The 23762-nt window shown below is 49.1% G+C and carries 24 protein-coding genes and 1 tRNA gene; all 25 read left to right on the top strand.

From position 1 onward, the window contains the following. Positions 1-2: 2 nt before the first annotated feature. The 25 genes from ACS5NO_RS00355 (at position 3) to ACS5NO_RS00475 (ending at position 23761) form a co-directional block, all read left to right on the top strand. Positions 3-353, top strand: a complete 351-nt coding sequence (locus ACS5NO_RS00355; protein ID WP_439413373.1) for a hypothetical protein — start codon at positions 3-5, stop codon at positions 351-353. Between the two features lie 86 nt (positions 354-439). Continuing rightward, a complete protein-coding gene (locus ACS5NO_RS00360) occupies positions 440-1036 on the top strand; it encodes an OmpH/Skp family outer membrane protein (protein WP_439413374.1) in 597 nt (198 codons plus the stop codon). 563 nt (positions 1037-1599) lie between these two features. Continuing rightward, on the top strand, positions 1600-2061 hold the full coding sequence (smpB, locus tag ACS5NO_RS00365; RefSeq protein ID WP_439413375.1) for an SsrA-binding protein SmpB: 462 nt from the start codon (positions 1600-1602) through the stop codon (positions 2059-2061). A 130-nt stretch (positions 2062-2191) separates the two neighbouring features. Beyond that, positions 2192-2704, top strand: coding sequence for an HNH endonuclease (locus ACS5NO_RS00370; protein WP_114406440.1), 513 nt, complete (start codon positions 2192-2194; stop codon positions 2702-2704). Between the two features lie 184 nt (positions 2705-2888). Beyond that, a complete protein-coding gene (gene rpsA, locus ACS5NO_RS00375) occupies positions 2889-4676 on the top strand; it encodes a 30S ribosomal protein S1 (RefSeq protein WP_114406514.1) in 1788 nt (595 codons plus the stop codon). Between the two features lie 155 nt (positions 4677-4831). Then, positions 4832-4902 (top strand) — tRNA-Cys (locus tag ACS5NO_RS00380). A 295-nt stretch (positions 4903-5197) separates the two neighbouring features. Continuing rightward, complete coding sequence (locus ACS5NO_RS00385) at positions 5198-6436, top strand: cytochrome c3 family protein (protein WP_439413376.1); 1239 nt, start codon at positions 5198-5200, stop codon at positions 6434-6436. 46 nt (positions 6437-6482) lie between these two features. After that, a complete protein-coding gene (locus ACS5NO_RS00390; protein ID WP_439413377.1) occupies positions 6483-9587 on the top strand; it encodes a TAT-variant-translocated molybdopterin oxidoreductase in 3105 nt (1034 codons plus the stop codon). Between the two features lie 58 nt (positions 9588-9645). Next, the gene (nrfD, locus tag ACS5NO_RS00395; protein WP_439413378.1) at positions 9646-11073 is read left to right on the top strand and encodes an NrfD/PsrC family molybdoenzyme membrane anchor subunit; all 1428 of its coding nucleotides are present in this window, start codon (positions 9646-9648) and stop codon (positions 11071-11073) included. A 46-nt stretch (positions 11074-11119) separates the two neighbouring features. Beyond that, positions 11120-11653 carry a DUF3341 domain-containing protein gene (locus ACS5NO_RS00400; RefSeq protein ID WP_138993056.1) on the top strand — a complete coding sequence of 178 codons (534 nt, stop codon included), beginning with the start codon at positions 11120-11122 and terminating at the stop codon, positions 11651-11653. A 15-nt stretch (positions 11654-11668) separates the two neighbouring features. Continuing rightward, the gene (locus ACS5NO_RS00405; protein ID WP_439413379.1) at positions 11669-12277 is read left to right on the top strand and encodes a c-type cytochrome; all 609 of its coding nucleotides are present in this window, start codon (positions 11669-11671) and stop codon (positions 12275-12277) included. Positions 12278-12313: 36 nt separating this feature from the next. After that, positions 12314-13645 carry a quinol:cytochrome C oxidoreductase gene (locus ACS5NO_RS00410; protein ID WP_138993057.1) on the top strand — a complete coding sequence of 444 codons (1332 nt, stop codon included), beginning with the start codon at positions 12314-12316 and terminating at the stop codon, positions 13643-13645. 42 nt (positions 13646-13687) lie between these two features. Next, positions 13688-14812 carry a cytochrome c oxidase subunit II gene (coxB, locus tag ACS5NO_RS00415; protein ID WP_439413380.1) on the top strand — a complete coding sequence of 375 codons (1125 nt, stop codon included), beginning with the start codon at positions 13688-13690 and terminating at the stop codon, positions 14810-14812. A gap of 35 nt (positions 14813-14847) precedes the next feature. Beyond that, positions 14848-16731 carry a cytochrome c oxidase subunit I gene (locus ACS5NO_RS00420; protein ID WP_138993059.1) on the top strand — a complete coding sequence of 628 codons (1884 nt, stop codon included), beginning with the start codon at positions 14848-14850 and terminating at the stop codon, positions 16729-16731. Continuing rightward, positions 16706-17728, top strand: coding sequence for a COX15/CtaA family protein (locus tag ACS5NO_RS00425; protein ID WP_439413381.1), 1023 nt, complete (start codon positions 16706-16708; stop codon positions 17726-17728). The genes ACS5NO_RS00420 and ACS5NO_RS00425 overlap by 26 nt, the downstream gene beginning before the upstream one ends. A 1-nt stretch (position 17729) precedes the next feature. Beyond that, positions 17730-18617 carry a heme o synthase gene (cyoE, locus tag ACS5NO_RS00430; protein ID WP_439413382.1) on the top strand — a complete coding sequence of 296 codons (888 nt, stop codon included), beginning with the start codon at positions 17730-17732 and terminating at the stop codon, positions 18615-18617. Between the two features lie 6 nt (positions 18618-18623). Beyond that, positions 18624-19214: a cytochrome c oxidase subunit 3 gene (locus ACS5NO_RS00435; RefSeq protein WP_138993062.1), complete on the top strand. Its 591-nt coding sequence runs from the start codon at positions 18624-18626 to the stop codon at positions 19212-19214. Positions 19215-19231: 17 nt separating this feature from the next. Next, positions 19232-20008, top strand: coding sequence for a cytochrome c oxidase subunit 3 (locus tag ACS5NO_RS00440; RefSeq protein ID WP_114406428.1), 777 nt, complete (start codon positions 19232-19234; stop codon positions 20006-20008). Between the two features lie 18 nt (positions 20009-20026). Further along, positions 20027-20356 (top strand): cytochrome C oxidase subunit IV family protein, encoded by a 330-nt coding sequence (locus ACS5NO_RS00445; protein ID WP_114406427.1) that lies wholly within the window; start codon positions 20027-20029, stop codon positions 20354-20356. 1 nt (position 20357) lies between these two features. Next, entirely contained in the window at positions 20358-21047 is a 690-nt protein-coding gene (locus tag ACS5NO_RS00450; protein WP_439413383.1) for an SCO family protein, read from the top strand. Positions 21048-21060: 13 nt separating this feature from the next. After that, positions 21061-21603 (top strand): DUF420 domain-containing protein, encoded by a 543-nt coding sequence (locus tag ACS5NO_RS00455; RefSeq protein WP_439413384.1) that lies wholly within the window; start codon positions 21061-21063, stop codon positions 21601-21603. Between the two features lie 11 nt (positions 21604-21614). Beyond that, on the top strand, positions 21615-21899 hold the full coding sequence (locus ACS5NO_RS00460) for a hypothetical protein (protein ID WP_439413385.1): 285 nt from the start codon (positions 21615-21617) through the stop codon (positions 21897-21899). 52 nt (positions 21900-21951) lie between these two features. After that, on the top strand, positions 21952-22233 hold the full coding sequence (locus tag ACS5NO_RS00465; RefSeq protein WP_255516937.1) for a DUF983 domain-containing protein: 282 nt from the start codon (positions 21952-21954) through the stop codon (positions 22231-22233). A 114-nt stretch (positions 22234-22347) separates the two neighbouring features. Beyond that, the gene (locus ACS5NO_RS00470; protein WP_439413386.1) at positions 22348-22935 is read left to right on the top strand and encodes an RNA polymerase sigma factor; all 588 of its coding nucleotides are present in this window, start codon (positions 22348-22350) and stop codon (positions 22933-22935) included. Further along, positions 22916-23761: a hypothetical protein gene (locus tag ACS5NO_RS00475; protein ID WP_439413387.1), complete on the top strand. Its 846-nt coding sequence runs from the start codon at positions 22916-22918 to the stop codon at positions 23759-23761. The genes ACS5NO_RS00470 and ACS5NO_RS00475 overlap by 20 nt, the downstream gene beginning before the upstream one ends. The last annotated feature ends 1 nt before the right edge of the window (position 23762 follow it).

Here is a 23762-nt window from a genome sequence, read left to right on the forward strand (position 1 = left end):
CCATGCTGCCTTTTTTGTTGATCGTTTTGTTAAGTGCCGTCGCGCAGTTGTTTTTGCCGTGGTGGAGTATTGCCGTGGTGGCGTTTGGGGTCTGTTTCTGGCGTAGCAAAACCGGCTGGCGGGCTTTTGGGGTCGGGTTTTCAGGAATTGCGGTGGTCTGGTTTGTCTATGCATTCCTGATTCATCTGCAAACGGATGGTATTCTGACGGGTCGGATGGCTGAGCTTTTTTTTAAAACGAAAACGCCGGTTTTCCTGCTCCTCATCACGCCCCTGCTGGGCGGTCTGACAGGCGGCCTGGCGGGTTTGGCGGGCCGTCAGGTCCGTGCGGTTTTTATGGCCAAACCGGAATGAATGCTTCGCAGAGCTGCATCAGATTGCTACGTAACGAGTAAATCGTACCTTTGTAAAATCATTAATCCATTAATTAACTGTTTCTTGTGAAAAACGCATCCCTTGTTTTGAACGCCGTACTGGCGGTTGCTGTAGCAGTTTTATACTATCTGCACTTCTCTGATAAAAACACTACAGAACCGGTTTCTGCCAGTACAACGAAATCGACGCCGGTCCGCAAGACGGTTTATGTCAACGTCGACTCCCTGCTGACCAATTATGAATATTTTAAAGACACCCGGAAAGTGCTGGAAAGCAAACGGTTTCAGCTTGACAATGAATTGAACAACAAGGGTCGTTCACTGCAAAATGAAGTGGCTTTCTTTCAGCAACGGGCCCAAACGATGACAATGGAACAGGGTCGGGCTACGGAAGCGGCTTTGCAAAAGAAACAACAGGATTTGGTGGCCTATCGCGACCGGGTGGTTCAGCAACTGGCAGAAGAAGAGCAAAAAAAGAATGAAGAGCTATACAATCAGATTCATGATTATCTGAAAAAAGTCAATAAGCAAAATCAGTATGATTTTGTCATGGGTTACTCCAGAGGGGGCGGCATTCTCTTCGCCGACACCACGCTGGATGCGACCAAATCGATCATTGGCGGCCTAAATAAAGAATATCAGCAAAAGCAGACCAAAAAATAAAAACCCGTCATCTACGGTAAACGAAGCTCCACTACCGGTTCGTAGTGGAGCTTTTTTATGTTCTTTTTTCAACAAAATAAAGATTCATACCGGGTTTTTAGAAGGTAGAATGCACTACGGCATAAAATTTGTTAAACGTACGGTGATGTTGTATGTATCGACAAGTCATTGTGATCCATTCAATGCAATAATCTTTCTAAATAACGGCCATTAGCCCGGAAAGACAGGGTTTAATTTTTAGCGATTGGTACACGCTAAGGGTGTGTATAAATGAAGATATCCTGGAGAATGCCGGTGTGTACAGAAGGGTCTTGAGGCTGTGATTCGGCTGTACGCCGTATCTTTTTGGATGCGGTTAAAACACCGGCTTCGCCAGGAAAACGTTTACAATGCAGGAATCATTTGATACCCCGGAGATTACTTCGGGGTATTTTTTGTTTACAAATCGGTACTTTTGAATTACTATTTAAAAGTCAGTTTGTCAATCCGTTTTCCAGCACCCGAATGTTCTGGAAAGCAGGAATGGACTACCATCCGATTACTACATTGACCACACTATAGTTATGTCTGATAAAACCTTGGCCAAACACATCGAAATCCGGAATCGCCGGGCTTCATTTGAATACTTTTTCTTGGAGACTTTTACCGCCGGGATAATGCTTACAGGTACAGAAATCAAATCGGTCCGGCAGGGAAAAGTGAATTTGGGAGATGCCTATTGTTTGTTTTCAAAAGAAGAGTTGTATGTCCGGCAAATGCACATTTCACAGTATACGGAAGGAACCTACAATAACCACGAACCGCTGCGTGACCGGAAACTGCTGTTGCAGAAGCGGGAATTGAAACGACTGGTCAATAAACTGACCGATCAGGGGTTGACGATCATCCCAACCAAGCTTTTTATCAATGACCGGGGGTTTGCCAAACTGGAGATTGCACTGGCCAAAGGGAAAAAATTATACGACAAACGCGACTCGATCAAGGAAAGGGATGTTTCGCGGGAGATGAGCCGGGAGCCGTTTTGATGCTTAGTTGCCTGACGGTCAAGCTTGTCGGCTATAGTTAAAAAAATACGTACGATTCCGGGAATAACCTGTCATTTATAATGAAATATCATTAACTTGCTTGAAAAAGTAGGAGTCAGATACATTGTTTATGGGTAGGAAAGTCCTGGTACTTAATCAAGACTATAGCGCATTAGGCATCTGTTCTGTACCGAAAGCGTTCTTGTTGGTCTACCTGAACAAAGCGGAACTGGTTGCCAAATCTCAGGGTTTCGTCCTGCGAACGGTGGACGTTGAGTACCCGTCTCCCACCGTCATCCGCCTGCATCGCTACATTCACCTCCCTTACAAGGGGGTCATGCTCAACCGTCAGAATATTTTTAAACGCGACGGAAACCGGTGTCAGTACTGCGGCAAACACGAAGACCTGACCCTCGACCATGTTCTGCCCAAATCGAGGGGCGGCAAAACCAACTGGGACAACCTCATCACGGCCTGTAAACGCTGCAACTCCCAGAAAGGCGACCTCACGCCCGAAGAAGCCGGCATGAAATTGTATCAGAAACCCTTCAAACCGTCTTTCCTCGTCTTTCTCCGTGACTTTTCCGGCTCACTCGAAGAAACGTGGGTTCCTTTTCTGGCCAAGCGCGAAAAAATGTACTGAGCAATCTGCACTTCAACGGCCCCGTTGACGGGAAATGACATTTTTTTGTCTTTCCTGGATGTTTTTCCAGAAAACTTCACTATTTTTGCACCTCCTTTTTTGGGGCAGTGTCTCCATGTATCAACTAAAAGTCAGCCAGGAAGGCCCGGGGGCTGATGTATCGATGGGCCACAACCAAACTTTTATGAGCAAAACGCAAACACTGCCTGATTTTGATTGGGATAAGGCAGACAACCGGGGTTTTGGTAGCGGCTATTCAGATGAAGAGCGTAATCGCCTGTCTGAGCTGTACGATAATACCCTGGCGCAAGTAAACGAAAAAGAGGTAGTGATCGGGACCGTCGTCGGTATTACTGACCGGGAAGTGATTCTTAACATTGGTTTTAAATCGGATGGTCTGGTTCCGGCTTCGGAATTCCGTGATCTGCCCGATATGAAAATTGGTGATGAAGTAGAAGTTTACGTAGAAAATCAGGAAGACCCCAATGGTCAACTGGTGTTGTCGCGCAAGAAAGCCAAAGTCATTACGGCCTGGCAGAAAATTCAGCGCGCTCTGGACGAGGATCTCGTAATTGAAGGATTCGTGAAGCGCCGGACCAAAGGTGGTCTGATTGTCGATATTTATAGCATTGAAGCTTTCTTGCCAGGATCACAGATCGATGTGAAGCCGATTCGTGATTTCGACGTGTTCGTCGGCAAGAAAATGGAAGTGAAAGTGGTGAAAATCAATTACGCCAACGATAACGTAGTGGTTTCACACAAAGTACTGATCGAAAAAGATCTTGAAGCACAACGTCAGCAAATCCTGAACAACCTGCAAAAAGGTCAGGTGCTGGAAGGGGTGATCAAGAACATGACCAACTTCGGGGTATTTATCGACCTCGGTGGTGTCGATGGTCTGCTGCACATCACGGATATTTCGTGGGGCCGCATCAGCCATCCGTCCGAACTGTTGCACCTCGATCAGAAAGTCAACGTCGTTGTACTGGATTTCGACGAAGACAAAAAACGGATTTCGCTGGGTATGAAGCAACTCCAGGCGCATCCATGGGATTCGCTGCAGGAAGGCATGCAGATTGGCTCGAAAGTGAAAGGCCGGATTGTCAACGTGGCCGACTACGGCGCGTTCCTGGAAATCATGCCGGGTGTTGAAGGTCTGATCCACGTTTCTGAAATGTCGTGGTCGCAGCATCTTCGCAATCCGCAGGACTTCCTGAAAGTGGGCGATGAAGTGGAAGCCGTTGTGCTGACGCTGGATCGCAACGATCGCAAGATGTCCCTCGGTATCAAGCAACTGACGGCTGACCCCTGGTCACGTCCGGAACTGGTGGAGAAATACGCCATCGGTACCAAGCATAAAGGGGTTGTTCGGAACCTGACCAACTTCGGTTTGTTCCTGGAACTGGAAGAAGGCATCGACGGTCTGGTACACGTATCGGATTTGTCTTGGACGAAAAAAATCAAGCATCCGTCTGACTTCATCAAAGTTGGCGAAGAGCTGGAAGTAATCGTTCTGGAACTGGATGTTGATAACCGTCGTCTGGCTTTGGGTCACAAACAACTGGAAGAAAATCCGTGGGATACGTTTGAGAGCGTTTTCACTCCGGGATCAGTTCACCGGTGTACGATTCTGTCGAAAAACGACAAAGTTGCCACGCTGGAACTGCCTTACGGTATCGAAGGCTTCTCAGCCCTGAAAAACTTGCAGAAAGAAGACGGTTCGTGGGCTGATGTCGGCGAAACGGTTGACTTCAAAGTGATTGAATTTTCGAAGGACGAAAAACGCATTATGCTGTCGCACTCAAAAACGTGGCAGGAAAAAGGCGACGATCGCAAACCGGAGAAAAGACAGGCTGTTGCCAAAGCACCGACCACCAGCAGCAAAGAACCGGAGCGGGCTACGCTCGGTGACCTCGATGCCCTGGCTGCGTTGAAAGAGCAAATGGAAGGTCGTTCTTCGAAAGGAGAATAAGTTCTGAAATATTTGAAGTGCCGCGCTGTCTGGAATGAATATTGTAGTAAGTTTGCGGCACGATAGCAGTCGAGGAGTTTGGGAATTTAAGAATTCAGGAGGACTTTCAGGAGATCTCTCCACCCCTTAAATTCCTGAACTCCAAAACCAAAAAGGGTCCTGTGGCCGAGTGGCTAGGCAGAGGTCTGCAAAACCTTTTACAGCGGTTCGAATCCGCTCGGGACCTCTTCCTTTGTATCGGTTCGATACAAGTACTATTTTAATACGAATTGCCATCCGGGGAGGTTCAAAGCCTGCTGGATGGCATTTTTTTTAGAATTAATTTAGGTCTGGGAGGGTCGTTTAAAGTGATCAAATCGTGCAAAAAAGCCAGTTACTTAGACAAAGTATAAATAAAATCCTGTGGTAAAATATCAAACCGCAGATGTTTGATTAAAACCGTTCCTGTGCTACTTTTGTGCGTTAATGGAAAATAATTAGTAGGTATGCATACTGATTTTATCGGTTTCTCATTGATTAAAATGTACTCACGAAGTGTAATAAGTACTCTAGTAATTGTACTGATAGCACTGTTCAGCAGCTATCAGTCAGTGGCTCAGGAAGCCGCGGCTGCAGGTGGTGACGCGGCAAAAGGAAAGGAATTATTCTCGACTTTATGCCAGCAATGCCACGCCGTAACGGACGAAAAAGTAATCGGTCCCGGGTTAAAAGGGATCAAAAGCCGCCGGGATGAAGCGTGGCTGATCAAGTGGATCAAGAATCCACAAGCCGTCATTTCCAGTGGCGATGCCTATGCCACAGCACTGTACGCCAAGTACCAGCCGCTGGTGATGCAGAGCTTCCCGGATTTGTCCGATGACGACATCAGAAACATTCTGGCGCACGTAGAAGCGGCTGGAAAGCCGACACCGACTGATGCAACAGCACCCGGAGGAACTGCCGGGCCAGCGACTACCGCACCGGCCAGCGAAAGCCCATCCGGACTATTCACGGCCGTGTTGGTTGCGCTGCTTGTCGTTATGATGCTGGTTCTGGGCGTTTTACTGGTTCTGGTATCGGTTCTGTCAAAAGCCGTTGCGCCAACCCCCGGGACTGAAGGCACCCAATCGACACCGTTCTTTCAACGACTGAAAAGCAACCTGTCGGCTGTCGCCAGCAACAGCACCCTGCGCTCCATTGTTCTGTGGCTGTTTGTATTTGTAGTAACCAAGCAAACTTTCGACGGTCTTTATAGCGTCGGTGTTTCGCAGGGGTACGCTCCCAAACAACCCATCGCGTTTTCGCATAAGCTGCACGCCGGTCAATACCAGATCAATTGTAACTACTGCCACACCAGTGTTTACAAGGGAAAGCTGGCCACGATTCCATCGGCTAATATCTGTATGAACTGCCACGGTGAAATCAAACGCGAATCACCGGAAATTCAGAAAATCTACAAGGCTATCGAAGAAGATCGTCCTGTGGAATGGGTGCGTGTTCACAATCTCCCGGATTTGGCCTATTTCAATCACGCCCAGCATACGAATGTAGGTCAGGTGCAATGCCAGACTTGCCACGGCGAGATCGAAAAAATGGAAGTGGTCGAGCAGCGGTCGTCCCTGACGATGGGCTGGTGTATCGATTGCCACCGGAAAACCGAAGTTGCTACGAAGGATAATGCCTACTACGATAAATTAGTTGCCCTCCACAAAAAGGGAAGCAAAGAACCGTTGCGAGTGGCTAATATTGGTGGCCTCGAGTGTTCAAAATGCCATTATTAATCACATCGAATCCCATTAAACAGTTGAACTGAATCAATAGGACTGTATGGAAAGTACAAATAAACGGTATTGGAGGGGACTGGAAGAGCTACGAAACGACGAATCTTTTGTAAAAAACGCGTATAAGGAGTTTCCAGAAGCCACGAGTGATAAATCATCTACCGAATCAGGAAGTATTGTCGACGGTATTGGTAGTGACCGTCGGGATTTCTTAAAAGTATTGGGATTCGGCATGGCCGCCGTGACACTGGCGGCTTGCGATACGCCGGTTCACCGTGCTATACCGTATATCAACAAACCGGAAAGCACCTTTCCGGGCATTGCCGATTATTATGCATCGACCTATAGTGAAGGGGGCGACTACATTCCGGTTTTGGTGAAGACCCGAGAAGGTCGGCCCATCAAAATTGAAGGAAATACGTCATCGACCATCACCAAAGGGGGAACGTCGGCACGGGTTCAGGCTTCCGTTTTGTCGCTGTATGACAACGACAAACTGAAAGGCCCGAAACGCGGAGACGCCGATAGCGACTGGGCAACGATTGATAAGGAAATTTTGGGTCAGTTGCAACGGGGTGGAGCCATCCGCATCGTTTCATCAACCCTGCTGAGTCCGTCGACCAAATCGGTTATTGCGGCTTTCATTGCCAAATACCCAACGGCTACGCACATTCAATATGATGCCAACTCCGTTTCTGGATTGGTGCAGGCCAATCAGACGTCGTTTGGTCAGGCGGTGATTCCTTCCTACGATTTCAGCAAAGCCAAAACGATCGTCAGCGTTGGTGCCGACTTTCTGGGTAGCTGGATCGCTCCATTAGAATACACGGATCAATATATCTCAACCCGTAAAGTCGGCGCAAACGCTGGTAACAAAAAGGAAATGTCACGGCATTACCAGTTTGAAACCGGTTTGTCGATGACGGGTTCCAACGCCGATTACCGGAGTCCCATCAAACCTTCGCAGGAAGGTCTGGTGGTCGCTGCGCTCTATAATAAAGTAGCGGCTAAATTGGGTGGTGCGCCGGTTAGCACGGCCGCTGTAGATGTTCCGTACCTGGACAAAGCCGCTGCCGATCTGGCATCTGCCCGGGGTGCCGCGCTGGTCGTTTCCGGTTCAAATGATCCCAATGTTCAGGTGCTGGTCAATGCGCTGAACAACCTGTTGGGTAGCTATGGCGTTACGATCGATCTGAGTCGGCCCGTCAATTACCGCCAGGGTAACGATGCGGCCATGAATGCCTTCATCACCGATGCCAAGGCGGGACGGATTCAGGGCGCTATTTTCTACGCAGCTAACCCGGTTTACGATCACCCGCGCGGTGCCGAATTGAAAGAAGCCCTGCCAAAAATTGGCTTGTCGGTTTCCTTTGCCGACCGTTCCGACGAAACCGCTTCCCTCTGTAAATACACCTGCCCGGCTTCACATTACCTCGAATCGTGGGATGATGCGTCACCCAAAGCCGGTTTCTATAGCCTGACCCAGCCGACGATCAATACGATCTTTAAAACCCGTCAGCCGCAGGTTTCGCTGCTGACCTGGGCCGGTTTGAGCCCGAATTACGAAAACTTTATCAAAAACTACTGGCGGACATCCATTTATCCGCAAGCCGGTAGTGGATTGCCATTCGACCAGTTCTGGATTCAGTCGCTGCACAATGGTGTTCTGGAAGTGAATGCAGCGGTAGCGGGTGCTGCCGGGGCTTTCAAACCCGAAACGGTTGCAGCCGCAGCCGCTGGGGTTGCCCAAAAATACAAGCCAAACGCAACAGGATTCGAATTGTCACTTTACGAAAAAGTGAGCATTGGAACCGGTGCCATGGCGAACAATCCCTGGTTACAGGAATTGCCTGATCCGGTTTCAAAAGCCTGTTGGGACAATTACGCCTGTCTGTCGCAGAAAACCGCTGCCGAACTGGGTGTCGAGCAGTTCGACCTGGTTTCGATTGAAGTAACGGGCAAACCCGCCGTTGAATTGCCGGTTCTGGTTCAGCCCGGGCAGGCCGACGGTACGGTTTCCATCGCCATTGGATATGGGCGCGAGAAAGCCGGTAAATCGGCTGATGGCGTTGGTAAGAATGCTTACCCTTTGGCATCCGTTTCGGCAAATTCGTTGCTGTTTTCCGCAATGGACGTAAAAATTACCAAAGCTAGCGGAAGTCGCACCATCGCCCAGACCCAAACCCACGATACCGTGATGGGTCGCCGGGCGGTTATTCAGGAAACGATCTTAGCGGCTTACAAAAAAGATCCAAAAGCCGGTCGGTATTTCCCGAAAGTGGTCACCTCAGAAGGCCCCGTCTCTCCTACAGACATTTCGCTTTGGAAAGGATACGAAAAAACAAACCACTCTTGGGGCATGATCATCGACCTCAACTCCTGCACCGGTTGTGCCGCGTGTGTCGTGAGTTGCCAGGCCGAAAATAACATCCCGGTTGTGGGGCGGCAGGAAGTTATCAACCGCCGTGAAATGCACTGGATTCGGATCGACCGGTATTACAGCAGCGATGCCGAAGCCGAAGACCGGAAAGGTCTGGAAATTGCTTCCAACAATCCGGAAGTCGTCTTCCAGCCCATGCTGTGTCAGCATTGCTCCAACGCTCCCTGCGAAACCGTATGTCCGGTATTGGCAACGACACACAGCGCGGAAGGGCTAAACCAGATGACCTACAACCGTTGCGTGGGAACCCGGTATTGCGCCAACAACTGCCCCTACAAAGTGCGCCGGTTTAACTGGTTCAAATATTTCGACAACGACAATTTCGACTACCACTACAACAACGATCTTGGAAAGATGGTCATCAATCCGGATGTGACCGTTCGTTCGCGGGGCGTTATCGAGAAGTGTTCATTCTGCGTGCAACGTATTCAGGAGGGGAAACTGACGGCCAAAAAAGAGCGCAGAAGACCCAAACCGGATGAAATTCAGGTAGCTTGTGCACAAGCCTGCCCAACCGGTGGCATTATCTTTGGCGATATGAATGATCCGGAAAGCACGATTTCGAAACTGTTGAAAGAGGAGAATGAGGCCCGGGCTTTTCAGGTTCTGGAAGAAATCAACGTAAGACCGCAGATTTCGTACCTGACCAAAATCCGGAACAAGGATGAAGAAGCCAAACCCGTTGCAGCCGCAGCCGGGCACGCTGAATAACGTCACCCTGATTGTGTATTTCCAGTTTGTTAACTAGTAGCATTCAAAATTAACTACCATGCACGTTACATCACCCGTGAGAACCCCACTGGTAACCGGGGGCAAGACATATGCCGACGTGACGGAAGACATCTGCAAGCAGGTTGAAGGGAAACCAACCCGCGAGTGGACAATTGCTTTTGTCATTTCGTTTGTCGTATTGATTTACGGCACCTGTTGCGTATTCTGGACCTGGTGGGAAGGTCTGGGCGTCTGGGGCTTGAACAAAACCGTAGGCTGGGCCTGGGATATTACCAACTTCGTGTGGTGGGTCGGTATCGGTCACGCCGGTACGCTGATCTCCGCCATTTTGTTGTTGTTCCGGATGAAATACCGGACGTCGATCAACCGGGCGGCTGAAGCCATGACCATCTTCGCCGTTCTTTGTGCGGCCAGCTTTATTCTGATGCACATGGGCCGCCCCTGGCTGGCCTACTGGGCGTTGCCGCTGCCGAACGCTTTTGGTTCCTTGTGGGTAAACTTCAACTCACCGCTGGTGTGGGACGTTTTCGCCATCAGTACGTATTTCACCGTATCGCTGGTTTTCTGGTACATGGGTCTGGTGCCGGATTTGGCGACCATCCGCGACCGGGCCACGAGCAAGGTATCCCGCTATATTTACGGTGCTTTTTCACTAGGCTGGAACGGCGGAGCTAAAACCTGGGCGCGCTACGAATACATCAGCTTGATTCTGGCCGGTATCTCGACGCCACTCGTACTCTCGGTTCACACCATTGTAAGTATGGACTTTGCTACCTCGGTCATCCCGGGCTGGCACACGACTATCTTCCCTCCTTACTTCGTTGCGGGTGCCATCTTCTCCGGTTTTGCCATGGTGCAGAACCTGATGCTGATCACACGGGTTGTTTTCAAACTGGAAGATTACATTACTTTCGAGCACATCGAGTCGATGAATAAAATCATCACGCTGACCGGTTCGATCGTAGGGGTTGCCTACATTACGGAGTTCTTCATTGCCTGGTATTCAGGTGTTGAGTACGAACGGTATGCGTTCCTAAACCGGATGTTAGGTCCATACTGGTGGGCTTACTGGGCCATGATGACCTGTAACGTAATTTCTCCGCAGTTGTTCTGGTCACGGAAAATCCGCCGGAGCGTGACGTGGACGTTCGTATTATCGGTCATCGTAAACATCGGGATGTGGTTCGAACGGTTTGTGATTATCGTAACGTCATTGCACCGCGATTACCTGCCATCAAGCTGGGCGATGTTCTCACCCACCATGTTCGACATTGGTGATTATATTTTCTCCTTCGGATTGTTCTTTACGCTTTTCCTGCTTTTTGCCAAATTCCTGCCGGTAATCAACATGTTCGAAGTAAAGGCCATCATCCGGTCGGCGTCTGAAAAGCTGCCGAAGTCAGTATCGGGCGTTGCCAAAGGCGAAAGCGTGACAAGCCCGACCTTTAATAAAAACGCCGAGTAACTGGGAGTACATTAACTGAAGAACTGGTTCAAATTTTATTATAGCAATGTCTCATCATAACGATAGCGCAAAATTTCTGGTAGGCGTTTACGACGACGATGAAGTCGTTCTGAAAGCCGTTACCGAAGTCAAAAGCGCGGGTGTCCGGATTCACGAAGTCTATACTCCTTTTCCTATTCACGGGCTTGATGTCGCATTAGGTCACCCCCGTACCCGCATCGGGATTGCTGCATTCCTGTTTGGTCTGACAGGCTTCCTGACGATGGTGTCGTTGACGTATTATACAATGGGCTACGACTGGCCCATGATTATCGGTGGTAAAGATAACTACGCCTATCCGGCTTATATACCGGTGATGTTTGAGTTGACCGTTCTGTTTACGGCGCTTGGCATGGTAGGTACGTTTCTGGTATCCAACGGTTTAGGTCCCACAGTGAAACCACTGATGTTTGATCTGCGCAGTACGGATAACAAGTTTGTGATGGCAATCGATCTAAGCAAAAACAAGCAATCGGAAGTAGAGATTGCCTCAGTTTTGCGGGCATCGGGTGCGGCAGAAGTAAATGTAAAACAATTTTAATCCGACTGACGACACATGAAGTTTACGCGACTAAACCGCTCTCTTCTGGTGATGGCAGCCGCCATGCTAACGATAACCGCCTGCAAGCGGGGTCACGACAATCCGGGCAGCCAATTTGCTCCTAATATGTACGAACCGGTCGGTTATGAGCCATACAAGCAAGTAGATGGGTTCAAAACTCCTTATAGTAAAACTGGTACGGCTTTGTGGCTGCCCGTAAAAGGAACCGTATCCCGACGTAATTACAATACGTCGTTTGGGGATGGTGACAGTACGACGAGCGACCTGATGATTTATAACATTCCTGCCGATAGCATCGAGATTGCCGAACGGACGCTGGTTAACCCCATTCCGCTGAACGAGAAGACGCTGGCTGAAGGGAAAGAATATTACACCCGTTTCTGCCAGCATTGCCACGGTGAAGCCGGTAAAGGCGATGGCCTGGTAGCTGCCCAGTACAAAGGGGTTCCCAATTATGCCTCCATGTCGGGCATGAAAGAAGGACACATCTTTCACGTGATCACCCACGGTAGAAACCGGATGTGGCCGCACGGTTCTCAGATAACGCCCGAAGATCGCTGGAAAATCGTGCATTATGTCCAGAAATTACAAAATGGGGGTTAAGTTGTACATAGAAGACTCATTATAGTTTACAAAGGAATGGCTCATACACATTCAATCCCGTCTCTTGACGAACAATTTGAATTTACAGCCGAAAGCAAACGCCGGTTAACCATCGGAATCATTGCTGGGGTTGTACTGGTTGGCATTGGTGCTTATCTGGCGGCAAAAGGGGGTGGCGGACACGAACACGTCGAAGCGGCTCATGGTGCTGCCGGACACGCTGCACACGGTGAAGCAGCCCACGCTGCAGCCGGCGGACATCATGAATACAAGTGGACGACCCGTCTGTGGGCCAACGTCTGGGTAAACAGTGTTTATTTCACCGGAGCAGCCGTCATCGGTATGTTTTTTATCGCCTACAACTACCTGGCGCAAGCGGGTTGGTCGGCGGTATTTAAACGCATTCCGGAAGCCTTACCGGCCTTTTTGCCGATTACGGGTGTTATCATGCTGATTACCTTTTTCGTTGCCGGCCACGATTTGTTTCACTGGACGCACGAAGGACTGTATGAAGTAGGCGGACCGGAGTACGATCCGATCATTGCCGGAAAAAAAGGCTTCCTTAATACGCCATTTTTTGTAGGCCGCATGATCTTTTACTTTGTAGCCTGGTATGCATTATGGCGGATTGTCCGTAAATTCTCCCTGGACGAAGATCTGGAGGGCGGAACGGAGTATTACGAAAAAAGCATAAAATATTCGACCGCATTCCTGGTTGTTTTTGCGGTTACGTCATCGACCTCAGCCTGGGATTTGATTATGTCCATCGATACGCACTGGTTCAGTACAATGTTCGGTTGGTATACCCTCGCAAGCTGGCACGTAACGGGTCTGGCCATCATCACCCTGGTGGTTGTCAGTCTGCGTGAAAAAGGCTATCTCAAGGCCGTTAACGAAAGCCATTTGCACGATTTGGGTAAGTTCATGTTTGCCTTCAGTATCTTCTGGGCCTATGTCTGGTTTGCCCAGTTCATGTTAATTTATTACGCCAACTTACCGGAGGAAACCATTTATTACCGGGAACGGTTTAGTGGGTATGGCGGTATCTATAAGGCCCCGTTTTTCATCAATATCTTCCTTTGTTTTGTCTTTCCATTCCTGGTATTAATGACACGGGATGCCAAGCGGACGCCTATCATTTTGAAAGTTGCTTGCTGGGGAATTCTTGTTGGTCACTATTTTGACTTCTACACGAATATTATGCCCGGAACGGTGGGAGAGCATGGCGGATTTGGGCCAATCGAGTTCGGAATGATCCTGATTTTTGCCTGTGCCTTCATATGGTCGGTATCTGCACAGTTGGCGAAAGCAAACCTGATTCCCAAAAATCACCCGATGCTGGAAGAATCTTTGCACCACGATATTTAAGAATCGGTACCTTTTCGTATTCAAATTCATTCACAGATTGCTATGGTTTACCTTGTAGGACTGTTGTCGTTAGTATTTCTTGTACTGGCTATTCTGGTACTGACGCGATTGACCTCTGTTTTAAAAGGCGTCAATGGTGATACCCCAACCCAGGAAAGCGAAGGTGCAAGTGTGAGCAACCGGGTTAACGGGTTTCTATTTCTTGTTTTTTTTGTAGGCGGTGCCATCGCAGCTGCCTGGTCGTTTATCCACGCTTCCAAATTTTTTCTGCCCGAAGCGTCTTCCCCACACGGTCGGCATACGGATAGCCTGTTTTGGTTAACGATGTCGGTGATCACCATCGCTTTCGTGGTGACCAATGCACTGTTGTTTTACTTTGCCTTTAAATACCAGTACCGGAAAAACCATAAGGCCACCTATTATCCCGAAAACCACAAACTGGAGTTGATCTGGACGGTTATTCCGGCCGTAGTGATGGCTTTGCTGGTATTTACCGGCTGGCGTGCCTGGCGGGACATTACCAAAGAAGCTCCGGAAAACGCGCTGGCTATCGAAATCGTTGGCAAGCAGTTTAACTGGGAAATGCGGTATCCGGGTGTCGATAACGATAAGTTGGGTAACTACAATTACAAACTCATCGATGCCGCCAACAGCCTGGGAATCGATCTGGAAGACGAATCTTCATTCGACGACGTAACGGTATCCAACGAAATGCACATTCCGGTGAATCGCCCGGTTTTGCTGAAAATTCGTGCCAAAGATGTACTGCACAGTGTTTTTATTCCGCACATGCGGGTGAAAATGGATGCCGTACCGGGAATGCCGACGCGGTTCTGGTTCGTTGCGGATAAAACCACCGAGCAGATGCGGAACGAAACAGGTAATCAGAATTTCAAATACGAAATTGCCTGTACGGAAGTTTGCGGTCAGGGACACTTCTCGATGAGAACCACCCTGATTGTTGAAGACGAAGATTCCTATAACAAATGGATGGCTGAACAGAAACCGTGGTTGACCAAAAACCCGGAATATCTGGCTCGTGTTCCGGAAAAGCTGAAAGCGAAAGCCGCCAAATATGCACCGGCCGATGCGGCAGCACCTGCCGACAGCACCGCAGCGCCCGTTGAAGAGGGAGTGGGGGCAACAACCAGTGCATCGTTGCGATAACCAATTAACCTAAAGATTCTATAAAACCATACACTATGGCAACCGTTGAAACGAACGCAGCATCATCGGCGGTTCATGTTGAAGAACATGACCACCACGAAGAGCTAAGTTTCCTGAGGAAATATGTGTTCTCGGAAGACCACAAAACGATTGCAAAACAATACATGTTTTCGGGCATTTTCTGGGCGATCATTGGCGCATCGCTTTCCGTTCTGTTCCGGTTGCAATTGGGATTTCCGAATATGACGCTGGAGTGGCTTCGGCCTATTCTGGGTGGCTGGATCGATGAATCCGGTAAGCTTGATAAAGAATTTTATCTGGCCCTGGTGACTATGCACGGCACCATCATGGTGTTCTTCGTATTGACCGCCGGGTTGAGTGGTACATTCAGTAACTTCCTGATTCCGTTGCAGGTAGGCGCCCGCGACATGGCGTCCGGATTCCTGAATATGCTCTCCTACTGGTTTTTCTTCCTGTCCAGCGTTCTGATGTTCTCATCACTGTTCATCGAGACAGGACCGGCATCCGGTGGCTGGGTAATCTATCCCCCTTTGAGTGCCTTGCCGCAGGCCATGTCCGGTTCCGGTCTGGGTATGACGCTCTGGTTGATGAGTATGGCGATTTTTATCGTCTCGCAATTGTTGGGCGGGATCAACTACATCACTACGGTGATCAACCTGCGGACCCGCGGGATGTCGTTCAGCAAAATGCCGCTGACCATCTGGGCATTCTTGTTGACGGCTATTCTGGGCTTGATTTCATTCCCCGTACTGTTGTCAGCAGCACTGCTGCTGATTTTCGACCGGAGCATGGGAACGAGCTTTTACCTGTCTGAAATTTACATTGGCGGAGAAGCGCTGCCAAACATTGGTGGCAGCCCGATTCTGTTCCAGCACTTGTTCTGGTTTCTGGGTCACCCCGAAGTATACATCGTATTGCTCCCGGCATTGGGGATCACTTCCGAAATTATCGCTACCAATGCCCGTAAACCGATCTTCGGCTACCGGGCCATGATTGCGTCCATGATCGGGATTGCCTTCCTGGCGTTCATCGTATGGGCTCACCACATGTTCGTAACCGGGATGAATCCTTTCCTGGGATCGATCTTCATGTTCCTGACGCTGATCATTGCCGTACCGTCAGCGGTAAAAGCGTTCAACTACATCACGACGCTGTGGCGTGGTAACATCGTCTTTACCCCGGCCATGCTGTTCTCAATCGGTCTGGTATCTTTCTTTATCTCAGGCGGTTTGACCGGTATTATTCTGGGGAACAGTGCGCTGGACATTCAATTACACGATACCTATTTCGTAGTCGCTCACTTTCACCTGGTAATGGGAGCTGCTTCGGCCTTTGGGTTCCTGGCGGGCGTGTACCACTGGTTCCCGAAATTCTTTGGCCGGATGATGAACCCGACTTTGGGCCATATCCACTTCTGGCTTACGTTTGTCGGGATTTATCTGGTGTTCTTTCCGTTACACTATATCGGTATTGCCGGTTTCCCGCGTCGGTACTATTCATTTACTACCTATGAAGCCTTCCGCACGTTTGGAGATTTGAATATGTTTGTGAGTATCGCGGCCATTTTCACCTTTACGGCGCAGTTTATTTTCCTCTGGAACTTCTTCTACAGCATTTTCAAAGGGAAGAAAGCTGCACTCAATCCATGGAATTCGAACACCCTGGAATGGACGACTCCGCTGCATCCGGGGCATGGCAACTGGCCGGGCGAAATCCCACCGGTTTACCGCTGGCCTTATGACTACAGCAAACCGGGTGCAACCAGTGATTTCATCCCGCAGAATGTTCCCTACTCTCAAACGCCGGAATCGAATTTGCCGCACGAAAATGCGTTAATCGCCCTGGAGAAAGAGATTGAGGCACAGAACTACAATGACCAGTTCAAGCAGCCTCACTAATCAACGTGAGCACCTGTTCCGGCGCCTGGCCCTTCTGACTGTCATCACCATTTACCTGCTCATTCTGGCGGGGGGGATTGTCAGAAGTACCGGCTCCGGAATGGGTTGTCCAGATTGGCCCCGGTGTTTCGGGCGATGGGTTCCTCCCACGGAAGTCTCCCAACTTCCAGCCAACTATCAGGAAATCTACGGAGCCAAACTGAAAGGAGAAGTGGAGTTCAATCCGGTTAAAACCTGGATCGAATACGTCAACCGCTTGCTGGGTGCCTTTGCCGGTTTGTTGGTTTTTGCCCTGCTCCTGGTTTCGATTCCTTACCTGAAGAACGATAAACGTGTTTTTTATTGGAGCCTCGTCTCGTTCGTGCTGATTGGTCTGAACGGTTGGCTGGGTTCCCGCGTTGTCGCAACGGAATTGGCACCCTATTTGGTAACCCTGCACATGTTGCTGGCCATCCTGGTGGTGTTTGCCCTGCTCTATGTTATGGCAATTTCATACACCGGGCGGGTCAATGTTGAACCGATAAACCGAAACAAACGGGTAGTCAATCAGATTTTGCTCTGGGCTATGGTTCTTTCCGTGGTTCAGGTGTTGATCGGAACCCAGGTGCGCGAATCCATTGACGAAGTTATTCAACGATTGGGATATAGTGAGCGGTATCGGTGGATCGACAACCTGGATTTTCGTTTTTACATTCACCGGTCTTTTTCTTTGGTCATACTGGTTTTTCACCTGGCGGTTATTTACCAGTTGCGCAAACACACAAACACCAAAGGGCTTCTTTCTCAACTGATTACGGCTTTGATGGCTATGGTTGTGGTTGAGATTCTGACGGGTATCGTGTTGGCTTATTTCGCAGTTCCGGCAGCGGCTCAGCCCATTCACCTCACGTTGGCCATTGTAATACTGGGTTTGCAATTTATCGCACTTCTGGTGCTGAACGCCGACCAACTATTAAAAAATCGGGCTGTTCAACAGCCTATTTATTCAAAATTATAAAATGCAACAAACCAAAACCATTGGTATCAGTGCGTTTGCATTAAAAGGAAGAGCGTACTTCGATTTGCTGAAATTTCGGTTGTCGGCTTTTGTCGCTTTATCCGGCATGTTTGGCTACAGCCTCGCCGTCACCCGGATCGAGTGGCTAAAGCTGGGATTATTGTTCGTTGCCTCGCTGGCAATGACCGGTTCGGCAAACATCATCAACCAGATTATTGAGAAAGAATACGATAAATTGATGAAACGGACGGCGGGGCGACCTTTGCCAACCGGTCGGCTAACGGTTCAGGAAGCCGCTATTTTCGCGTTTGTCCTCTTCGTCGTTGCCTGCTATTTGTTCATTGTCGTTTTTAACCTGCGGGCGTGTGCGCTCTCAGTGCTTTCTTTGTTGCTGTACGGGTTTGTCTATACCCCTCTGAAGCGGGTCGGCCCCATTGCGGTTTTCGTGGGTGCTTTGCCGGGCGCATTTCCACCCATGATTGGCTGGGTTGCTGCGACGAATCACTACGGTCTGGAACCCGGCATTTTGTTTGCCATTCAGTTTTTCTGGCAATTTCCGCACTTCTGGGCCATTGCCTGGGTGGCCGATAACGACTATAAAAAAGCCGGTTTCAAACTGTTGCCTTCAACGGGTGGCAAGGACGAAAAAACGGCTTTGCAAATCATGATTTATACCCTGTTTCTGTTGCCGGTTGGCTGGTTGCCCTACGAACTGGGCATGACGGGGATCAACTCGGCAATTGTTGCGATGGTTTGCGGAATTCTATTTCTGACTCAGACGTTTTACTTAATGAGAAAACGGACGGACAAGGCGGCTTTACAGATTATGTTCGGATCATTTCTGTATTTGCCGATTGTTCAAATTGCCTTCTTGTTAGACAAATTGTAACAAACTATGAGCGAACTAGTTAAGACTTTGACTGTAGCAGAAGAACCCGAAGAAACCTTGTCGATGAACCCTAAAAAGTTCATCGTCTGGATGTTCGTGGTCAGTATTGTGATGTTGTTTGCGGCTATGACGAGTGCCTATCTGGTTCGTCGGGCAGAAGGAAACTGGCTGGAATTCGAAATGCCGGCTATTTTTATGTACAGCACAGTGGTATTGCTCATCAGCAGCGTTTCCATGCATTGGGCATACCGGGCCGCAAAAAAAGATGATTTTGGAACCCTGAGAACAGCAATTTCTATTACTTTTGCGTTCGGGCTGGCATTTTTGGTGATGCAGTTTATTGGCTGGAAAGATCTGGTGGCTCAAAACGTGTATTTTGTCGGTAATCCATCCGGCTCGTTCATGTATGTTTTCACCGGACTTCACGCGTTTCACCTGGTTAGCGGTTTGATCGTGCTTCTCTATGCGCTGCGTGCTTCTTTTCAGTTGAAGATTCACGCTAAAAATCTAACCCAGCTTGAAGTTTGTATGACCTACTGGCATTTTTTAGATATCTTGTGGGTCTATCTGTTTGGTTTTTTATTGTATTTTAATTGATTCAATTTCCGTAAAGCATGGCTGCTACTGCAACAACCGAAGCACCGGTGTTCGACAAGAAAACCTGGATGGGCGGTGTAGAACCGATGAAAGTGAGCTACGGTAAGCTCATGATGTGGTTCTTCCTGATTTCCGATACCTTCACCTTTTCTGCCTTGCTGGTAACCTACGGGTTAATCCGCTTCAGTTTCCAGGCATACGATCCGGCCATCCACGGAGAGTTTCATTTCTCGAACCTCTATTGGCCCATTCCGGAGAAGGTATACGAAGCCGTACCGTTTCTCCACGGCATCGAGTTGCCGCTGGTTTTTGTCGGTATCATGACTTTTATTCTCATTTTCTCATCGGTTACGATGGTATTGGCGGTAGAAGCGGGTCACCGGATGGACAAAGCGGCCGTAGAGAAATATATGCTGTGGACTATTTTAGGCGGTTTGACTTTCCTGGGTAGCCAGGCCTGGGAATGGGCTCACTTTATTCACGGAACCGACGAAGGAACGGTTATCCGGGAGATCGTGAACGGGCAGTGGGTCGAACGTACCATTTTTGGTGCTAACCTCACCGAGAACCAATACGGCCCTCCGGCTTTTGCGGATCTGTTCTTTTTTATCACCGGTTTCCACGGAACCCACGTGTTGAGTGGCGTCGTATTGAATATCCTGATCTTCTACCGGACGGCATTCGGCTTGTATCAGCGTCGTGGACACTACGAAATGGTCGAGAAAGTCGGTCTGTATTGGCACTTTGTCGATCTGGTTTGGGTATTTGTCTTTACCTTCTTTTACCTGGTATAAAAATTTTGAGATACAATCATGGCAGATCATAGCTCACATCACCACGATACGGAACCCGGTGTAATTGCCGAACCGCAAACCAAGGCCATCTGGAAAACATTCATCATCCTTTCGGTCTTAACGGCTTTTGAATTCCTGATCGCTTTTACAATAAATGCCGGTTTTCTGAAAACGTCGATTTTCGTCTTGATGACCATTGTAAAAGCCTTTTACATTGTCGGTGAATTTATGCACTTAAAACACGAAGTTAAATCACTGATCTGGGCAATCATTTTGCCTTGTATCTTCGTGGTTTGGTTGTTGCTTGCCCTGTTGATGGAGGGTGGCTTCATCTTCGTGGCACGATAAAATGGCGCGTCTTGTAAAGGCCGGAATCCTCCTGTTCTTGTTGGTGGTTCCGGCTTTTGTTTTTATTTTCCTCAAGGTTTTCGGACACAATCAGTTTGCCCTCCAGACTTTTTTTCCGGTAATCGATGCCAAAACCGGCAAGATTGAAACCCGACCCACCGACAAATCGGGTTGGGGGAAAGAAGCACAGGATACGGTTTTCTATACCATACCCCCTATTGTTGGGACTTTGCCCGATCAAAAACCGTTCTCCACGACTGCTCTCAAAGGCAAACTTTACGTTGCTTCGTTTTTTGGTCTGACGTGTGACAGCACCTGCGCGAAGGTATCCAGCCAGCTCAATCGGGTGCAGGACATCTTTTCCCAGAAACCGGACGTCAGGCTGGTGTCATTTGTCGATGCCGATTCGGTAGCCAGGCAGGTCATGGCGTCAAATGATGTAGAGCCTGAAAAATGGCTCATCGCCAAACCCGATACGCTGGAAACGACCTTCCTGGGCGAACAATATTACCGGATTAAACAGCGCCCGATGACGGGTCGGAAAAACGAAACTTTTACGCTCTACGAGGGGTTGGTATTAGTAGACCACGAAGGCCACATCCGAGGCTTCTACAACGGAACCGATAAAGCGGATGTAGATCGGTTGGTTCTGGAAATCAGAGTGCTACAAGATATTTATTCCAATCAATAGGCTCCTGCATCGTATGGTAACCTTGCAAATTGAACAAAGTAAAAAATACAGCCGCCTGATTAACGTCCTAGCGGTTGTGATTCCGGTGGTAGTGGCAATTCTGTTAGGAATTCGCCAAAAAGTGGATATGGGCGACTGGACAACTTACCTGCCGCATATCAATGCCGTCATCAATTCGGCCACGGCGGTTTTGTTGCTGGCGGGCTTTTATTTCATCAAGCAGAAGAACATCGCAGCCCACCGGGCAACCATGCTGGTCGCTTTTACGCTGGGTTTTCTTTTTCTGCTGAGTTACGTCTTATACCACCTGTCGAACGAGTCAACGCCTTTCGGTGGAGAAGGCTGGATTCGGCCGGTTTATTACTTTCTGCTGATCAGCCACATTAGTTTGTCCATTGTCGTCGTGTGGTTTGTGCTTCGGGCGGTTTATTTTGCGTTGAGCGGGCAGATTGCCAAACACAAGGCCGTAGTGAAATGGGCATTTCCCATCTGGTTGTATGTCAGCATCACCGGTGTTGTCGTTTATTTATTGATTGCACCTTATTACAATCATTAATCCAGTGGGCTATGAAAACCTTGAAAAGCTTTTTGGCACTTGGTGTACTGTATATGCTCACCCTCACCAACACCTTTGCCCAATGTGCAATGTGTCGGGGAACGGTGGAAAGCACGATGAGCAACGGTCGTAACCAGGTTGCGGTGGGCTTGAATACTGGTATTCTCTATTTGTTGGTAACGCCGTATCTGCTGGTAGCCATCATCATCTTTCTTTGGATAAGAACCAGCAAAAAAGAACATGGCAAACGTCTCGCAATTGCAAGCCGTGTCCGGGGGGCTATGTCCCAGATGTAGACAGGGCAAGGTTTTCCAATACCCGGTTTACAACCTCCGGCGGTTTGATGAAATGTATGAGCATTGTCCGCACTGCGGTCTGCGGTATGAAATTGAACCCGGTTATTTTTGGGGGGCCATGTTTGTCAGTTATGTTTTGTCGGCCGGTGTTGCCCTTTTACTCGGCTTTTTGATTTTCTACGGACTCAACGACCCGGGCGGTTGGACCTACGTGCTGATCATTTGTCCGGCACTGGTTCTGATTACTCCCATCAACTTCCGCATTTCCCGCATTGTCTGGCTTCATTTTGTATCGGGGATCTATTACGAACCCGGCAAAACGTCGGAATTTTAAACTTCCTCAAGCCCGGTCAGTCGACCGGGCTTCTTTTTTGAATAATTTCAACCCACCGTGCAACCCCGACCGGCCCGGTTTGCATCTTGTTCCTGAAAACGATTCTTAACCGGCATGATTCGACGATTACTCGGCTATTCAACGGAAGCGCAGCTAATAACGGCACTGCAACGGGCGGACAGCCGGGCGCAGAAGGCGTTGTTTGAGCGGTATTCGTCGAAAATGCTGACGATCTGCGTCCGCTACGTCTCCAACCGCTACGAAGCGGAGGAGATTCTGATGGACGGTTTTATGCGGGTTTTTGAAAAAATCGGGCAGTACAAGAGTGAAGGGAGTTTTGAAGGCTGGATCCGGCGGATCATGGTGAATGAATCCCTGATGTATCTGCGAAAGAACAAACAATGGCGGGCCGAAATTGCGCTGGAAGATGCCGCACCGGAAGCCGATACCACGTTTGCCGATCAGGATTTGATGGCTGAAGACCTGATGAATCTGCTCGAACAATTGCCAGCCGGCTACAAAACCGTATTCAATCTGTACGCCATCGAAGGGTACAGCCATGCCGAAATAGCCGAATCATTGGGAATTACCGAAAGTACCTCCAAATCGCAACTGCACCGCGCACGGGCTCTCCTGCAACGGTTGCTGACGCAGTTGGACGTAAAAAAAAAATCAATAAGTTATGAGCCAGCATCCTATTGACGATCTGTTTTCCAGCCAGTTAAGGGACCACAGGGTAAAACCGGAACGGGCTTCGTGGGAAGAACTCCAGCGCCGAATGAATGCGAAGGAAGAACGCAAATCGCCTTTTGTCTGGTGGTATGCGTCGGCCGCCAGTATAGCCGTAGTGCTGTTGGCTTCGTGGTGGTTGTGGTCGGTCGATGAAACGGTCAAAACTGGTCCGGCAACCAACCGGATAGCAAAGCAGACGCCGGTAAAGTCTGCACCGGGCCAGCAACCTTCGCCATCAAAAACCGACCAACCGTCAGCGATGGACGAAGCGGAAAAACCGGTCATCGCGTTTGAAAAACCGGCGGTTCGCCGAAGCAGCAGCCAGAACGAAGACAGCCATCAGATTGAAAAACCGGCTCTACGTACCGCTGAGGAATTGGTAGTCAATGAAAAACCGCCCATTTCAATTCCACAGGAAGAGGTTCGGAAACCAGAAGTGTTGCTTGCGGCCGAAGAAGCTCCCAAACCGGCTGAGCGAACACTAGTGGTTCAGATGGCGGCTCCGGAAATCAAACCAACGGCGCTGGTTGCGTCAACAGAATCTGAAAACGCTGCGTTTACGGAACGCAATGGTGAGGATCAGCCGAAGAAAAAACGCTTCCGTTTGGGCCGGGTGCTGCGCCAGTTCAACAAGATAAAATCCGGTGAGCCCGTCGAATGGGAAGAGGTGGGCGTTCAGCCGGGGGCGTTGCTGGCCCGGGCGTCGGAGCGGGTTCAGGAAGGAAAAGAGAAGATTTCCAATTCGTATGAGAACCTACGCTACAATGCATTCAAGAAAAATCCAAACAACAAATAGA

This window comes from Larkinella fluvii (assembly GCF_051857545.1).
Lineage (GTDB): Bacteria > Bacteroidota > Bacteroidia > Cytophagales > Spirosomataceae > Larkinella.

Bases quoted from the DNA above. Each gene is read 5' to 3' on its own strand.
- ACS5NO_RS00355 (WP_439413373.1), top strand. From the start codon at position 3: ATGCTGCCTTTTTTGTTGATCGTTTTGTTAAGTGCCGTCGCGCAGTTG.
- smpB (WP_439413375.1), top strand. From the start codon at position 1,600: ATGTCTGATAAAACCTTGGCCAAACACATCGAAATCCGGAATCGCCGG.
- ACS5NO_RS00370 (WP_114406440.1), top strand. From the start codon at position 2,192: ATGGGTAGGAAAGTCCTGGTACTTAATCAAGACTATAGCGCATTAGGC.
- rpsA (WP_114406514.1), top strand. From the start codon at position 2,889: ATGAGCAAAACGCAAACACTGCCTGATTTTGATTGGGATAAGGCAGAC.
- ACS5NO_RS00385 (WP_439413376.1), top strand. From the start codon at position 5,198: ATGTACTCACGAAGTGTAATAAGTACTCTAGTAATTGTACTGATAGCA.
- ACS5NO_RS00390 (WP_439413377.1), top strand. From the start codon at position 6,483: ATGGAAAGTACAAATAAACGGTATTGGAGGGGACTGGAAGAGCTACGA.
- nrfD (WP_439413378.1), top strand. From the start codon at position 9,646: ATGCACGTTACATCACCCGTGAGAACCCCACTGGTAACCGGGGGCAAG.
- ACS5NO_RS00400 (WP_138993056.1), top strand. From the start codon at position 11,120: ATGTCTCATCATAACGATAGCGCAAAATTTCTGGTAGGCGTTTACGAC.
- ACS5NO_RS00405 (WP_439413379.1), top strand. From the start codon at position 11,669: ATGAAGTTTACGCGACTAAACCGCTCTCTTCTGGTGATGGCAGCCGCC.
- ACS5NO_RS00410 (WP_138993057.1), top strand. From the start codon at position 12,314: ATGGCTCATACACATTCAATCCCGTCTCTTGACGAACAATTTGAATTT.
- coxB (WP_439413380.1), top strand. From the start codon at position 13,688: ATGGTTTACCTTGTAGGACTGTTGTCGTTAGTATTTCTTGTACTGGCT.
- ACS5NO_RS00420 (WP_138993059.1), top strand. From the start codon at position 14,848: ATGGCAACCGTTGAAACGAACGCAGCATCATCGGCGGTTCATGTTGAA.
- ACS5NO_RS00425 (WP_439413381.1), top strand. From the start codon at position 16,706: ATGACCAGTTCAAGCAGCCTCACTAATCAACGTGAGCACCTGTTCCGG.
- cyoE (WP_439413382.1), top strand. From the start codon at position 17,730: ATGCAACAAACCAAAACCATTGGTATCAGTGCGTTTGCATTAAAAGGA.
- ACS5NO_RS00435 (WP_138993062.1), top strand. From the start codon at position 18,624: ATGAGCGAACTAGTTAAGACTTTGACTGTAGCAGAAGAACCCGAAGAA.
- ACS5NO_RS00440 (WP_114406428.1), top strand. From the start codon at position 19,232: ATGGCTGCTACTGCAACAACCGAAGCACCGGTGTTCGACAAGAAAACC.
- ACS5NO_RS00445 (WP_114406427.1), top strand. From the start codon at position 20,027: ATGGCAGATCATAGCTCACATCACCACGATACGGAACCCGGTGTAATT.
- ACS5NO_RS00450 (WP_439413383.1), top strand. From the start codon at position 20,358: ATGGCGCGTCTTGTAAAGGCCGGAATCCTCCTGTTCTTGTTGGTGGTT.
- ACS5NO_RS00455 (WP_439413384.1), top strand. From the start codon at position 21,061: ATGGTAACCTTGCAAATTGAACAAAGTAAAAAATACAGCCGCCTGATT.
- ACS5NO_RS00460 (WP_439413385.1), top strand. From the start codon at position 21,615: ATGAAAACCTTGAAAAGCTTTTTGGCACTTGGTGTACTGTATATGCTC.
- ACS5NO_RS00465 (WP_255516937.1), top strand. From the start codon at position 21,952: ATGTATGAGCATTGTCCGCACTGCGGTCTGCGGTATGAAATTGAACCC.
- ACS5NO_RS00470 (WP_439413386.1), top strand. From the start codon at position 22,348: ATGATTCGACGATTACTCGGCTATTCAACGGAAGCGCAGCTAATAACG.
- ACS5NO_RS00475 (WP_439413387.1), top strand. From the start codon at position 22,916: ATGAGCCAGCATCCTATTGACGATCTGTTTTCCAGCCAGTTAAGGGAC.